The following is a 13,358-nucleotide window of genomic DNA, read 5'->3' on the forward strand; positions in this document are numbered from 1 at the left end:
GCAAGCGCCCGCGTGTGCAACCGGCCTTGAACGCGAGTTTCAGTTGGTTGCGGGCGCGGTCGCCGTCAGGGATGCGCTGGTCGCCTCGACCGCCACCGGACTGACCACGGCGGTGGCCGTGACCGGGGTCGCCGGAACCGGAACCGTCGCCGCTGTCGCGCAGGTGGCCAGGTCGCGGATGACGTGGCGGCCCAGACAGAACATGTCCTCATAGCTGGGGCGCGCGGCCGCCAGACACTGGAAAAGGTTCAGCTTCGACATGTCCAGACAGAACTGGGCGTTGGTCTCGACCGACAGGGCCTCGGTGTTGGCGCGGGCGTCGTCGCCGGCCGCGCCCATGGCCGCCAGGGCGGCGATGGCCAGGGCATTGACCACGGCGGGCGTGTAGGGCGGGGCGTTGCGGGCGGCGGGCAGATTCAGGCCCGTACCGCTGTTGGCGGCGGTGAACAGCCGCATCGATTCCTCGGCTGAGGGCAGCATCTGGCCGGCGGAGATGCTCTTGATCGATTCCAGGCGAACTTCGCGGCTGGCGATCGGGGTCGTGGCCCAGCGGCGGCGCGGGTCGCGGCGTTCCTGGATCGTATAGGCGTCCGCTTCCACGCCGTCGGCGATAGCGGTCAGGGAAGCGATGTCCTGGCCCAGGGTCGAGATGATCAGGCCGGCGGCCACGTCGGCTCCGGGCAGGTTCGCCGCATAGGCCGGGTCGCGAATGATGTTGGCGACGACGTCGGCGCGCGCCTGAGGGTCATTGACGTAGCTGCGCACGCCCTGGACGAACTCCGGCGACTGCAGGGCCAGGATGGAGGCATAGGCGATCATGCCGCGCGACAGGGTGGCCGGGTCGTAGGCCGCGCCCTTGCGCATGGCGGCCTGGATCGATTCGGCGTCCTGGAAGCCGCCGGCCTGGATTGTGCCGACGTCGCGGATGAAGGTGACGTAGATCGAGGCGGCCTGGGCCACGCCTTCGTTCAGGGTCACGGCCGGGGGCGGCGGCGGGGGCGGAGGAGGCGGCGGCGGGGGCGCCGGAGGCTCGGGCGTGCTGCATGCAGCCAGAACGGCGGCGGCGGCGACGGAAGCGATGGCGAGGCCGCGGCGCGAAAGGCCCAGACGCATGATGGATTCCCCATAGGACGATAGGGCGCTCTCCGGCGCCGCGTCGGTATGGCGTTATAAGCCTTCGCTAAGGTTTTCCGACCGTTAATCCGCGCCGCGCCGTTCAACTCTCCGGCGCCCAAGTTACAGCCTCAGTTGTTCGGGCCCGAGTTCAGCCTCTGTGTCGGCGACTGCTCCGGCCGTGGGGTGGCGGTGGAGTATCCAGCGGGGGCGGAAGGCGTAATCGGCAAAGGCGTCGGCGTGATGGAGGGCGCGGGCGTCGGCTGCTCTAGGGTCCGAGGCGCGATCGCGGGCGAGCGTTCCGGGGCGGCGCTGCGGCTCTGGGTCGGGTTGCCCACGGTGATGATGGCGGCCGGCAGGGCGGCGCCCCGCGCACAGGTCGACAGGTCGCGGATCACGTGTCGGCCCAGGCAGAACATGTCCTCATAGGTCGGACGGGCGGCCGCCAGACACTGGAACAGGTTCAGCTTGGAGCTGGCCAGACAGTCCTGGCTGGCGCGGTCGTACTGCAGGGCGTCGGTGTTGGCGCGAGCGTTGTCACCGGCCGCGCCCAGGGCGGCCAATGCAGCCATGGCGATGGCGTTGGTCACCGACGGCGCATAGGGCGGGCGGCGCAGGCGGCCGGCCGTGACGCCCAGGCCCGAACCGCTGTTCGAGGCGGCGTACAGGCGGGCCGCCTCCGACCCCGACGGGGCGATGGGGCGGCTCAGGTCCTTGATGGTCTGCAACCGGCCTTCGCGGTCCGCCGGGGTGGCGCGACCCCAGACGTTCCGCTGATCGCCGGTGTACTGAATGTTGTACGCGTCGCTCTCGACGGAGTCGGCGGCGGTCGACAGGGCGACGATGTCGGCTTCCAGCACCGACATGACCAGGCTGGCGGCCGCTTCCGCGCCGGGCAGGGTCGAGGCATAGGAGGGGTTTGCCACGATCCGATCGATGATCTGGCGCCGCGCCTCAGGCTCCGCGCCCGCCTGACGCACGCCCGACACGAACTCCGGCGACTGCAGCGCCAGGATGGAGCCGTAGGCGACCAGGCCGCGCGAAATCTGGTTCGGGTCGTAGGACGCCCCGCGGCGCAAGGCCTCCTGCACCTGAGCCGGGCTGGCGAAGCCGCCCCGGATCGTCGCCATGTCGCGGGTGAAGGTCAGATAGACGGCGGCCGACTGGGCCACACTGTCGTTCAGAGCCACGGGCGGCGGCAGGCGGGCGGCAATGGCGGCCGCTTCCTGGGCCGCGACGATGGCGGCCACGCGCGCTTCCTCGGCCTGCAGTTCGGCGCGACTCGGACCGCAGCTGTTCAGCACGGCCGCGACGGCGATGGCGACCAGGGCCGGGCCCCGGCTACGGAAATTCAGACGCATGGTGGTTCCCCGAAAGCTTCGTTCGACTGAAACGTCCAGTCCGGCGGTTTTGAGGCGGGTCGTCCGACGTTTTCGTGATCAGTCGAACAACTTCGACACCGACTCTTCGTTGGCGATCCGACGGATGGCCTCGCCGATCAGGGGAGCGACCGGCACGGTGCGGATCTTCACGCAGTTCAGGACCTCGTGCGGCTGCTCGATCGAATCGGTGATCACCAGCTCCTTCAGCGGGCCGTCCGTAACGCGCTGCACCGCAGGGCCCGACAGAACGCCGTGACTGATATAGGCGGACACGTCCGTGGCCCCGGCCGCGATCAGGGCCTTGGCCGCGTTCACCAGGGTGCCGCCCGAATCGACGATGTCGTCGAACAGGATGCATTCGCGGCCCGAGACGTCGCCGATGATGTTCATGACCTCCGATTCGCCGGCCTTGGGACGGCGCTTGTCGACGATGGCCAGGTCCACGTTCAGGCGCTCGGCCAGCGAGCGGGCGCGCACCACGCCGCCGACGTCAGGCGACACGATCATCAGATTGCCGCGCTGGTAGTTTTCCTTGACGTCCTGGGCCAAAACCGGCGTCGCCACCAGATTGTCGGTCGGGATGTCGAAGAAGCCCTGAATCTGGCCGGCGTGCAGGTCCATGGTCAGGACACGGTCGGCGCCGGCGCGGGTGATCAGATTGGCGACCAGCTTGGCCGAGATCGGAGTACGACCGCCGGTCTTCCGGTCCTGACGCGCGTAGCCGAAATAGGGAACGACCGCCGTGATCCGACGCGCCGAGGCCCGCACAAGGGCGTCGATGCAGATCAACAGCTCCATCAGGTTGTCGTTGGCCGGATAGGAGGTCGACTGGATGACGAAGACATCCTCGCCGCGGACGTTCTCCTCGATGACCACGAAGACCTCGTTGTCGGCGAAGCGCTTCACCTGGGCCTTGGTCAGCGGCATGTCGAGGTGGTCGGCGATGGCCTGGGCGAGTTGCCGGTTCGAGTTGCCAGCGAGCAGCTTCATCCGGTCATCCTTTCGCCGTCATCGGACCGCCAATGACGTCAGTTCTGTACTGGCGCGCTCTTTAGCAGCGCGTCGGCCCGTATCAAGCCGTGATCGCCCTTATCCGGCGCATGGCGCGTTGCGAGCGCCGATGTTAGAGAACGCGGTCTTGATACCCTGGCGGCCCCTCACGGCGTCCGGGCGGCGTGTGATGAGGTTCCAGGTTGCCGACTTCCTTCCAGTCTTCGTCCGTTCTGCGCCGGGGCGGCGTTCTCCTGATGGCGACCGCCGTCGTGCTGACCATGTCGGCCTGTGCGGGCCAGAAAAATCGCCCCCGCCTGGCCTATGAGGAGCGGCCGGTCGAGCTGCTCTACAATACGGGCTACGAGCGGCTTCAGCGTCACCGCTGGTCCGACGCCGTGGACTATTTCCAGGAAGTGGAGCGTCAGCACCCGTATTCGGAATGGTCGCGTCGCGCGATCCTGATGCAGATCTACGCCTACTACCAGAATGGAAATTACGAGGAATCGATCGCTGCGGCGGACCGGTTCATCCAGCTGTTCCCGGGCAGTCCGTCGGCCGCCTACGCCTTCTACATGCGGGCCACCTGCCACTTCGAGCAGATCGTGGATGTGGGTCGGGACCAGAATCAGGCCGAGCAGGCCTTGGCCGGTCTGCGTGACGTGGCCCGCCGCTATCCCGGGTCGTCCTACGCCACCGACGCGACCGTCAAGATCGACATGGTCAACGACCAGCTGGCCGGCAAGGAAATGAACATCGGTCGATACTACCAGCGCGCCAATCAGCCGCTGGCGGCCATCGGCCGCTACAAGGCCGTCATCGACAACGAGGCCTTCCAGCGCACCTCGCACACGCCCGAAGCCCTGTATCGTCTGGTCGAGGTCTATCTGACGCTCGGCCTCAAGGACGAGGCGGAGCGCAACGGCGCCGTGCTCGGCTACAACTACCCGGGCAGCCCCTGGTATGCCGAGGCCTATGCGCTTCTGACCGAGGGCGGCCGCCAGCCCGAGACCGCCCCGACCGCCCAACGCGAAAGCTGGCTGCGCCGGATCATTCCGGGCTAACCGTTCCCGGCCTGTTCTGGTCTAGAGTGTCGGCGATGCCGAATCGAAGCGCCCCATGCTGACCAGTCTTTCGATCCGCGACGTGGTGCTGGTCGATGTCCTCGATCTGGAGGTCGACGAGGGCCTGACCGTGCTGACCGGGGAGACCGGGGCCGGCAAGTCGATCATCCTTGACGCCTTGGGCCTCGCGCTGGGCGGGCGAGGGGAGGCGGGTCTGGTCCGCTCCGGCGCCAGACAGGCCGTGGCCACCGCCGTCTTCACCGCCCCCGACGACGCGGACCTCCTGGCGCTGATCCGCGAGAAGGGCTTCGACGTCACGCCCGGCGAGGACCTGATCCTGCGCCGGGTCCTGTCCGCCGACGGCCGCAGCCGGGCCTATGTCAACGACCAGACCGCAGGCGTCGCCGCCCTTCGCGAGATCGGCGCCCGCCTCGTCGAGGTGCACGGCCAGCATGAGACCGTGGGCCTGCTGGACTGGAAGACTCATCGCGGCCTGCTCGACGCCTATGGCGGTCTGGCGCCCCAGCTCGGCGGTGTCGCCGCCGCCTCGGACAAGTTGAAAGCGGCTGAGGCGAAGCTGGAAGGCTTGCGCGCCGCCGCCGCCGACGCCGCCGCCCGCACCGAGGAGATCACCCTCAACCTCGCCGACCTCGACGCCCTCGACCCACGCGAAGACGAGGAGACCGAACTGGCCGGCGAGCGCGCCGTCTTGGGCGCTGCGGAAAAGGCCGTCGCCGACCTCGCCGACGCCCGCACGAACCTCGGCGGCGACAAGCTGAGCCAGAAGCTCTCTGCCGCCCTGCGCGCCGTCGAACACGCCCGCCAGCGGGCCAGCCAGGCCGGCGTCGAAGCCGATCACCCTGTCCTGATCCGCCTGACCTCCGCCGCCGAGGCCATCGACCGCACCATGGTCGAGGCCGCCGAGGCCATCGCCGAGGTCGACGCCGCCGCCAACGCCTTCGACTTCGAGCCGGGCCGTCTGGACAAGGCCGAGGAGCGGCTGTTCGCCCTGCGCGCCGCCGCCCGCAAGCTGAACACCACCGTCCACGCCCTGCCGGCGCTGCGCATCTCCCTGCGCGAACAACTCCGGCTGATCGAGGACGGTGCCGAGGCCATGACCGTCGCCGCCCGCGACGTCGCCGTGGCGCGCGAAAACTACGACATCGCCGCCTCCTTGCTCAGCTCGGGCCGCGAAGCCGCCGCCGACCGGCTGGCCAAGGCGGTCATGGAAGAGCTCGGCCCGCTGAAACTGGACCGCGCCCGCTTCCGCGTCGCCCTGGAGCCCGTCGCCGAGGGCCGTCGCGGTCCTCTGGGGGTCGAGACCGCTCGGTTCGAGATCGCCACCAATGCCGGCACGCCCTTCGGGCCACTGGACGCTATCGCCTCGGGCGGCGAACTGGCCCGTTTCGCCCTGGCCATGAAGGCGGCTCTGGCGGGCCGCGAGGACCAGCGCCAGCCCGTCATGATCTTCGACGAGGTCGATCAGGGCGTCGGCGGCGCCGTGGCTGAGGCCGTGGGCCAGCGCCTGAAACGCCTCTCGACCGGCGCCCAGGTCCTTGTCGTCACCCACAGCCCCCAGGTCGCCGCGCGCGGTCACGCCCACTGGAAGGTGCGCAAGGCCGACGCCGCTGGGGTCACCACGACCACCGTGGATGCGCTCTCGGACGCCCAGCGCCAGGAAGAGATCGCCCGTATGCTGTCGGGCGCGACCATCACCGAGGAAGCCCGCGCGGCCGCCCGATCCCTGATCGGCTAGTCCCGGTTCGCCTTGATGAAGTCCACGAAGGCGCGCAGCGGCGCCGGGACATGGCGTCGGCCGGGATAATAGAGAAACGGCCCCGAAAACTCCTGCCACCAGTCCGCCAGGACCGGCTCAAGGATTCCGCTGTCCAGATGCGGCCTCAGCCAGTCCTCGAACAGGAAGATCACGCCGGTTCCGGCGAGCGCGGCCTGGACGGTCACCTCCGTCCCGGCGCCCAGATTGACGATCAGCGGGCCCGGCGGGTCGATCATGACGATCTCGCCCTCGCGTTCGAATTCCCACGGCAGCAGAGCCCCGCTGGAGCCCCGGCCGCGAAGACAGTCGTGCTGCAACAGGTCGCGCGGATGCTCGGGTCGTCCGCGCCGATCAAGATAGGCGGGCGCGGCGGCGGCGGCGAACCTCTGGCGGCGCGGACCTATGGGGACCGCGATCATGTCCTGCTCCAGCCTTTCCTCGTAGCGGATGCCCGCATCGCAGCCCGCCGCCAGGACATCGACGAACCGCTCGTCCACCACCAGCTCCAGAACGATGTCCGGATAGGCCTCCAGGAAGGCGGGCACGATCCGGGGCAGGACCATGAGAGCCGCCGAGACCGGCACGTTCAGCTTCAGCGTCCCCGCCGGCCGGTCGCCAAGTCCCTTCACGGTATCCAGCGCCGCCTGGACCTCGCCCAGCGCAGGCGTCAGCCGGTCCAGTAGCCTCTGCCCGGCCTCGGTCGGCGCCACGCTGCGGGTCGTGCGGTTCAGCAGACGCACGCCGAGCCGATCCTCCAGCCGCCGCACCGTCTCGCTTAGGGCCGAGGCGCTGAGCCCCGTGGCCCGGCCCGCCTGTCGAAAGCCGCCCGCCCGCGCCACGGCGACGAAGGCGTTCAGGTCGCCCAGATCCGCAGCCATCGTTCGCTTTTCCGCACGGCCTGTTTCGATTGTATCGGCTTATCGCACGGAAGGGACGGGCGCACATAGGCCTGAACCAAGGAGACCGATCATGACCGACATCTCGAAAGCCGGAACCTTCACCCTGGGCGACCGCACCGTCCGCCGCATGGGCTATGGCGCGATGCAACTTGCCGGACCCGGCGTCTTCGGTCCGCCGCGCGACCGTCAAGCCGCCGTTGCCGTCCTGCGCGCCGCCGTCGACGCCGGGGTCAACCACATCGACACCAGCGACTTCTACGGCCCCCACGTCACCAACCAGATCATCCGCGAAGCCCTCCATCCCTATGGCGACGACCTGACGATCGTCACCAAGATCGGCGCCCGCCGCGACGGGACCGGAGCCTGGCTGCCCGCCATGTCCCCCGCCGAACTGACCAGGGCCGTCCACGACAACCTGCGCAATCTCGGCCTGAAAGCCTTGGACGTCGTCAACCTCCGCATCATGGGTGCGGCGGACGGCCACGGCCCGGCCGAAGGCTCCATCGCCGAACAGTTGGGAACGGTGGTCGAGCTCCAGGCGCAAGGCCTGATCCGTCACATAGGCCTGTCGACCGTCACCCCGACCCAGATCGCCGAGGCGCGCGGCATGGCCGAGATCGTCTGCGTCCAGAACCTCTACAATGTCGCCCACCAAGAGGACGACGCCATGGTCACGGATCTGGCCGAGGCCGGCATCGCCTACGTCCCCTACTTCCCGCTGGGCGGCTTCACCCCGCTACAGTCCGACGCCCTGTCAGAGGTCGCGGCCGAACTGGGCGCCACGCCGATGCAGGTCGCCCTGGCCTGGCTGCTCCAGCGGTCGCCCAACCTCCTCCTGATCCCCGGCACCTCGTCGGTCGGGCATCTGCGCGAAAACCTGGCGGCCGCCGACCTCGCCCTGCCGCCCGAGGCCGTCGCCCGTCTGGACCGGATCGGCGTCCGACGGCCGGATTTCAAACTTTGACTTGCGAAGGCGGGGCGACGGCGCTTTGTGTGGGGCCTGCTTCTGGCGTCCGGGTGTCGTTGTCTTGCTTTCCCTCCGATTGAACCGCGGCCTTCAGCCGGACAGCTATCGCCCCGTCTTCAAGAGCCATCGCCGCCTGCATATCCCCGGCATCCTCGACGCCGCCTCCGCCGCCGCCCTTCACGCCCTGGTCGCCGGACCGAACGAATGGACCCGCTCGGTGCATCTGGCGGCGGGCCAGGACGTCGACATTCTGGTCTCCGAACTGGAGGCCCTGACCCCCGAGCAGCGGGCGGAGTTCGAACGGTCCCTGGTCGATTCCAGCTCCGAGAGCCTGAAATACGTCTTCGACACCGTGCGGATCTCGTCGGAGCTGGACGGCGGCCGGCCGGTCTCGGCGCCGATGCGGTCCCTGCACGACTTCGTCAACGGCCCGGCCTTTCTGGACTTCTTCAGGCGGCTGACCGGAGACGACCGCGTGGCCTTCGCCGACGTCATGGCGACCCGCTATCTGCCGGGCCATTTCGCCGGCGCGCATGGCGACCACATCCCGGGGCAGCATCGCCTCTATGCCTATGTGCTGAACCTGACGCCGGACTGGCGCGCCGACTGGGGCGGGGTCCTGATGTTCCAGGACGAGGACGGCCATATCGCCGAGGGCTATACGCCGAAGTTCAACGCACTGAACGTCTTCGCCGTACCCCAGACCCACGCCGTCTCGATGGTCACCCGCCTGGCCCGCGCGCCCCGCCTGTCGGTGACCGGCTGGATCCACGCACGAGACTGAGGGGCCGCTCAGACCCCCAGGATCCAGCCTTCTTCGTTCTCGACCTGGGCGATCAGGGCCTCGTCGGCTCCCTTCTTCGGACCGAAGGCGGCGGACAGTTCGCCGCGCTCGTCCATCAGGGCGAAATGCTCGGCCGTGGCCCGGACCTGGGCCTGGTCCTTGAACTCGCCTTCGGCCACGGTAATGGGCCACATCGACGGCCAGACTTCGGCGATCAGGACCGACAGGGGCTCGACGTCTACGGCGTCCAGCGCCCGCCAGCCGGTGCCAAGCGGCCAGACGGCGCCCGACGGCCCCAGGCTCTCAAGCAGACGACGCACCATCGGGATGCCGACCAGGGTCTGCCCCCCGACCGCGCCCGCACCGTGCATCTGCCAGTTCGACTTGGGCTGCAACTTGCCCCTGCGCACGGCGCTCTCGGTCGCGCGGTATTCGGGGATGTCGCCCGAGCCCTGCGGCGGCTTGGTCGTGGTCAGCCAGCGCTGCGCCTGCTTGGTCGGCGCGCCCCAAAGCGGCCAGGCCTCGTCGGTCATCAGCCGGTTCATCTTGGCCGCGACCTGATAGCGGTTGTTGGTGTTGTCGGCCTTGTCGACGATGTTGGACGCGACGAATTTCCACATCGCGGTCCAGGCCGGCGTGCCCGTCAGTTGCAGGCGCGCGGCCGTCCCGACCGGATAGCCCAGCGAGAAGTCGAAGCCGAGGAAGACCTTGTCGCCGCGCTTCTTGTGATCGGCCAGGATCGACTGAATCAGGGCCTCGCCCTCGGCCCGCGTCGCGACATTGTGGGTCTCGGTGTAGAGGCGGAAGCGCACGTCGCGCTTGGCCACGCCGATCCACACCGAGTTTTCGCCCAGCTTCTTGCCCTCGGCGGCGGTCCAGTCGGCGATGACATAGGCGTCGAACAGGCGGGCCACGGCGGGCTCCTTCTAAGAGATACGCGAAACAGAGGTGAGGGCTTCTAGCGCCGGGCGGCGCTCGCCGAAAGGGCGATCAGCCTTTCAGCAACGCCTCGAGGTGGCTCAGCCACCGCCGGCCCAGCCGCATGGCCTCGGGCGGAGAGCCTGCATGGCCCGGCGCCATGGCGTTCCACAGCGCCAGTTCGAACTCCGGATAGCGCGCATCCGCGAACAGCAGCCGCAGCGTCACCAGTTCCGCATCGGGCGCCATGACATCCAGCGCCTTCCTCTGCTCGCCGCGCCGGACCCGCGCCACCACATGGCCGTCGACGATGATCTCCCCGCCCTCGACCTCGTCAAAACTGTAGACCAACCCGTGCGCCCCGCGATCCCACAGGACGGCGATCTGGCCGCCTTCGAAATCCAGAGCCGCAGCCCGACCCTCGTGCGCCGAAATCGCCTCGGCTTCGGCCACGGCGCCCAGTGACTTCAGCATGGCGCGACGCAGGCGGCGCTCCGGCTCCATCCACCAGTTCAGCGTCAGGGCGGCGGTGGTCAGGGCGGCGGCGGCCAGCGAAACCAGCAGGATGACGCGCAGCGCCTCGCCCATCTCAGTCGGCCAGCTCGATCACGACCGGCACGTGGTCGGAGGGCTTCTCCATATCGCGCGCGTCACGATGGGTCTCGACGCTGACGAACCGGTCGGCCGCCTGGGGCGACAGCAGGTGGAAGTCGATGCGGATGCCGTGGTCCCTTTGCCAGGCGCCGGCCTGATAGTCCCAGAAGGTATAGGTCCCCGGAGGCTGTTTGCCGAGTTCGCCCGCCTCGTACAGGCCCAGCCCTTTCAGCGCCCGGAAGGCGGCGCGGCTTTCGGGCTGGAACAGGGCGTCGTTGACCCAGGCGGATGGGTTCTTCGCGTCCTCGGGCAGGGGAATGACGTTGTAGTCGCCGCACAGGGTGAAGGCTTCTTCCAGCGCGAGCAGCGAGCGGGCATGGGCGTTCAGCCGCGCCATCCAGCGCATCTTGTAGTCGAACTTCTCGGTCCCGATCGGATTGCCGTTGGGCAGGTAGAGGCCGCCGACGCGGACCGGTCGGGGCCCTTCGATCACCGCCTCGATATACCGGGCCTGATCCTCGGCGCCTTCGGTCAGCAGGTCCTCGCCCGGCAGGCCGCGCCGCACGTCGGAGACCGGATATTTCGAAAGCAGGGCCACGCCGTTGTACGACTTCTGCCCATGGACCTCGACATTGTAGCCGAGGCTCTCGAACGGCTCCCTCGGGAACTTCTCGTCGACCGTCTTGATCTCCTGGAAACAGACGACGTCGGGCTGAGCCGCCCCCAGCCATGCGAGCACGGTCTCCAGGCGGGCGTTGACGGAGTTGACGTTCCAGGTGGCGATGCGCATCGCGCGGACGCTAAGCGGCGTCGGTCACCTCGGCAAGACGGTGCGGACTACTGAGGCGCAGCCGCCACCGTCGTCAGCCGGCACCCGCCGCCGATGCGCTGCGCCTGTTCGCAGGGATAGATGTTCAGCGGCTCGAAGCGGGGGGAGAACAGGACGACGAACCCGTTGCCCGCGCCGCATTTGGCCTCATAGACCCGGTTGCCGCCGGTGGAGCCCATGTAGCGGCTCGCCGCCACGTCGCAGGCCGAGGCCGCACTGCCCGCCAGCCGCGCCTTGAGAGTCGCGGCGGCCTCCTCAGGCGTCGAGAATCGGCAGGTCGAGTTCTGGCTGGCGACGATGGCGCATTCGGTGGTGGACCAGCCCGTCGCGGTCTTCTCGATGCGGTAGCCGTCCAGGCCGTCGCAGCCGACCTCGTACATCAGGGTGTTCTCGGCGGTCCGGCCGATCGCGGCGCCTTCGTCGACCGTGCAGGTGATGCCGGCCTCGGCGGCATAGGCGGACACGGCCCGGGCGACATCCCTGTTCTGGGGGATGACGCATTGGACGCCGACATCGGCGTTGGGATCGGCGGCGCGGTTCGCCTCGGCCTGCCCGGCCAGAAGGATGCAGTCGCGCACCTCGGGCGGCACGGAGTTTACGAAGATGTAGCCGGGGCCGGCAGCGCAGGCGACCTCATAGGTGATGCGCTGTCGGTCGGTGGTTTGGCCGATGACATTGGCCTCGGTCACGCGACAGGGATTTCCGGCGGCGGTCGCGATCCGCTGCGCCACGGCGATGGCGCCGGGGCCGGACATCGCCAGCGGCGGGGCCCGGTTGGGCGTTTCGGGCGCGACGGGCGCCGCCCCTGGGTCCTGCGGCATAGGGCTGCCCGCGTCCTGGGCGAAAGCCGGGAACGCCGTTGTGGCGAGGCCGATGACGGCGGCGAGGGCGGCGATGAAGGAGGGTTTCAACACGGCTGCAAGTCCTGATGGCAGGAAAAAAGACCGGCGAGCCGAAAGCCCGCCGGTCTGACGTTCAGCTTACTGCTGCGCCGCCGGAGCGGGCTCGACGGCCGGGGCGTCCGGCACGATGGTCAGGCGGCAGCCCCCGCCGATGCGCTGAGCGGTCTCGCAGGGATAGACCTGCTGTACGGCGTACTGCGGGTTGAAGCGCACGATGACGCCGTTGCCCTCGCCGCACTTGGCTTCCCAGAAGGCGCCGTTGGCGTTTGAGCCCATGTAGCGGCCCTCGGTCACGTCGCACGCGGCGGCTTCGGAGCCGACCAGACGGCTTTTGAAGGTGGCGACCTGTTCGGCGACCGTCGAGAAGCGGCAGGTGGCGCTTTCGGTGGTGACGATGGCGCATTCGGTGGCCTTCCAACCGGTTGGCAGCTTTTCGATCCAGTAGCCGTCCAGGCCGTTGCAGCCGACTTCATAGATCAGGTTGCCCGCGCCCGACTTGCCGATCGAGGCGGCCTGGTCGACCGCGCAGGGCACCCCGGCCTCGGTCGCATAGGCCGAGATGACGCGGACGACGTCGGTGTTCTGGGGGATGACGCACTGGGTGCCGACGTCGGCGGCGGGATCGCGGGCGCGATCAACCTCGGCCTGACCGGCCAGGAGGACGCAGTCCACGGCCATCGGCGGGGTCGTGCTGATCAGGATATAGCCCGGGCCGGTGGCGCAGGCGGCTTCATACGACTTGGCGCCTTCGGCGGTCTGGCCGAGGAAGTTCGCCTGGCTGACCTGGCACGCGACGGAGGCCGAGGTCGCTATGGCCTGGGCCGCCTGGATGTTTTCTTCGGGGGTCGGCTCGGCCGGGCGGCTGTTGCGGTTGGGACGCTGGACGCGGCCGGTGCGTCCGCCGATTTCCGGTTGGACCTGGCGGTCCCGAAGACCGTCGCGGGTCGCGTCACTCGCGTCCTGCTGCTGGTTTTGTTGCTGATCCTGGGCATGGGCCGGCGCGACCACGGCGGTCGAAAGGGCGAACACCGCGCCGAGGGCGGCGATCAGGGGCGATTTGAACACGACTGGTCTCCTGGACCGCTATTGCGATGCCAGAGCCTTGGCGAGGTGTCGGTGCGAGGTCAAGGCCGTCGCGT

At 68.9% G+C, this 13,358-nt stretch carries 13 protein-coding genes; 4 read left to right on the plus strand and 9 right to left on the minus strand.

The genetic code is table 11. The features are described from left to right. Nucleotides 1-39: 39 nt before the first annotated feature. The 3 genes from O5O43_RS03050 to O5O43_RS03060 form a co-directional block, all read right to left on the minus strand. Entirely contained in the window at nucleotides 40-1,113 is a 1,074-nt protein-coding gene (locus O5O43_RS03050; RefSeq protein WP_271085447.1) for a hypothetical protein, read from the minus strand. A 131-nt stretch (nucleotides 1,114-1,244) separates the two neighbouring features. After that, a complete protein-coding gene (locus tag O5O43_RS03055) occupies nucleotides 1,245-2,474 on the minus strand; it encodes a hypothetical protein (RefSeq protein WP_271085448.1) in 1,230 nt (409 codons plus the stop codon). 78 nt (nucleotides 2,475-2,552) lie between these two features. Then, nucleotides 2,553-3,485, minus strand: coding sequence for a ribose-phosphate pyrophosphokinase (locus O5O43_RS03060; protein WP_271085449.1), 933 nt, complete (start codon nucleotides 3,483-3,485; stop codon nucleotides 2,553-2,555). A 257-nt stretch (nucleotides 3,486-3,742) separates the two neighbouring features. Between O5O43_RS03060 and O5O43_RS03065 the strand changes: the two genes are divergently transcribed. Both O5O43_RS03065 and recN read left to right on the plus strand, forming a co-directional pair. Then, nucleotides 3,743-4,549: an outer membrane protein assembly factor BamD gene (locus O5O43_RS03065; RefSeq protein ID WP_271085450.1), complete on the plus strand. Its 807-nt coding sequence runs from the start codon at nucleotides 3,743-3,745 to the stop codon at nucleotides 4,547-4,549. A 55-nt stretch (nucleotides 4,550-4,604) separates the two neighbouring features. Then, nucleotides 4,605-6,305, plus strand: a complete 1,701-nt coding sequence (recN, locus tag O5O43_RS03070; protein WP_271085451.1) for a DNA repair protein RecN — start codon at nucleotides 4,605-4,607, stop codon at nucleotides 6,303-6,305. On the opposite strand, the gene O5O43_RS03075 is transcribed toward recN, so the two are convergent. Beyond that, nucleotides 6,302-7,204: a LysR family transcriptional regulator gene (locus tag O5O43_RS03075; protein ID WP_271085452.1), complete on the minus strand. Its 903-nt coding sequence runs from the start codon at nucleotides 7,202-7,204 to the stop codon at nucleotides 6,302-6,304. The genes recN and O5O43_RS03075 overlap by 4 nt on opposite strands. A 91-nt stretch (nucleotides 7,205-7,295) precedes the next feature. Here O5O43_RS03075 and O5O43_RS03080 point away from each other — a divergent pair, with 91 nt between their 5' ends. Beyond that, a complete protein-coding gene (locus O5O43_RS03080) occupies nucleotides 7,296-8,189 on the plus strand; it encodes an aldo/keto reductase family oxidoreductase (RefSeq protein ID WP_271085453.1) in 894 nt (297 codons plus the stop codon). 64 nt (nucleotides 8,190-8,253) lie between these two features. Further along, nucleotides 8,254-8,976: a 2OG-Fe(II) oxygenase family protein gene (locus O5O43_RS03085; RefSeq protein WP_271085454.1), complete on the plus strand. Its 723-nt coding sequence runs from the start codon at nucleotides 8,254-8,256 to the stop codon at nucleotides 8,974-8,976. Between the two features lie 8 nt (nucleotides 8,977-8,984). On the opposite strand, the gene O5O43_RS03090 is transcribed toward O5O43_RS03085, so the two are convergent. From O5O43_RS03090 to O5O43_RS03110, 5 genes are all read right to left on the minus strand, one after another. Next, nucleotides 8,985-9,890 carry a cobalamin biosynthesis protein CbiG gene (locus O5O43_RS03090; RefSeq protein WP_271085455.1) on the minus strand — a complete coding sequence of 302 codons (906 nt, stop codon included), beginning with the start codon at nucleotides 9,888-9,890 and terminating at the stop codon, nucleotides 8,985-8,987. 76 nt (nucleotides 9,891-9,966) lie between these two features. After that, on the minus strand, nucleotides 9,967-10,482 hold the full coding sequence (locus O5O43_RS03095; protein WP_271085456.1) for a hypothetical protein: 516 nt from the start codon (nucleotides 10,480-10,482) through the stop codon (nucleotides 9,967-9,969). A 1-nt stretch (nucleotide 10,483) separates the two neighbouring features. Further along, nucleotides 10,484-11,278, minus strand: a complete 795-nt coding sequence (xth, locus tag O5O43_RS03100; RefSeq protein WP_271085457.1) for an exodeoxyribonuclease III — start codon at nucleotides 11,276-11,278, stop codon at nucleotides 10,484-10,486. Between the two features lie 47 nt (nucleotides 11,279-11,325). Continuing rightward, on the minus strand, nucleotides 11,326-12,231 hold the full coding sequence (locus tag O5O43_RS03105) for a hypothetical protein (RefSeq protein ID WP_271085458.1): 906 nt from the start codon (nucleotides 12,229-12,231) through the stop codon (nucleotides 11,326-11,328). Between the two features lie 66 nt (nucleotides 12,232-12,297). Beyond that, complete coding sequence (locus tag O5O43_RS03110; RefSeq protein ID WP_271085459.1) at nucleotides 12,298-13,284, minus strand: hypothetical protein; 987 nt, start codon at nucleotides 13,282-13,284, stop codon at nucleotides 12,298-12,300. Between the last annotated feature and the right edge of the window lie 74 nt (nucleotides 13,285-13,358).

The organism is Brevundimonas sp. NIBR11 (genome assembly GCF_027912535.1).
In the GTDB taxonomy this organism is placed as follows: domain Bacteria; phylum Pseudomonadota; class Alphaproteobacteria; order Caulobacterales; family Caulobacteraceae; genus Brevundimonas.

What these genes read in the sequence shown, in the direction of transcription:
- O5O43_RS03050 (WP_271085447.1), bottom strand. Translation starts at nt 1,113, where the DNA reads ATGCGTCTGGGCCTTTCGCGCCGCGGCCTCGCCATCGCTTCCGTCGCC.
- O5O43_RS03055 (WP_271085448.1), bottom strand. Translation starts at nt 2,474, where the DNA reads ATGCGTCTGAATTTCCGTAGCCGGGGCCCGGCCCTGGTCGCCATCGCC.
- O5O43_RS03060 (WP_271085449.1), bottom strand. Translation starts at nt 3,485, where the DNA reads ATGAAGCTGCTCGCTGGCAACTCGAACCGGCAACTCGCCCAGGCCATC.
- O5O43_RS03065 (WP_271085450.1), top strand. Translation starts at nt 3,743, where the DNA reads ATGGCGACCGCCGTCGTGCTGACCATGTCGGCCTGTGCGGGCCAGAAA.
- recN (WP_271085451.1), top strand. Translation starts at nt 4,605, where the DNA reads ATGCTGACCAGTCTTTCGATCCGCGACGTGGTGCTGGTCGATGTCCTC.
- O5O43_RS03075 (WP_271085452.1), bottom strand. Translation starts at nt 7,204, where the DNA reads ATGGCTGCGGATCTGGGCGACCTGAACGCCTTCGTCGCCGTGGCGCGG.
- O5O43_RS03080 (WP_271085453.1), top strand. Translation starts at nt 7,296, where the DNA reads ATGACCGACATCTCGAAAGCCGGAACCTTCACCCTGGGCGACCGCACC.
- O5O43_RS03095 (WP_271085456.1), bottom strand. Translation starts at nt 10,482, where the DNA reads ATGGGCGAGGCGCTGCGCGTCATCCTGCTGGTTTCGCTGGCCGCCGCC.
- xth (WP_271085457.1), bottom strand. Translation starts at nt 11,278, where the DNA reads ATGCGCATCGCCACCTGGAACGTCAACTCCGTCAACGCCCGCCTGGAG.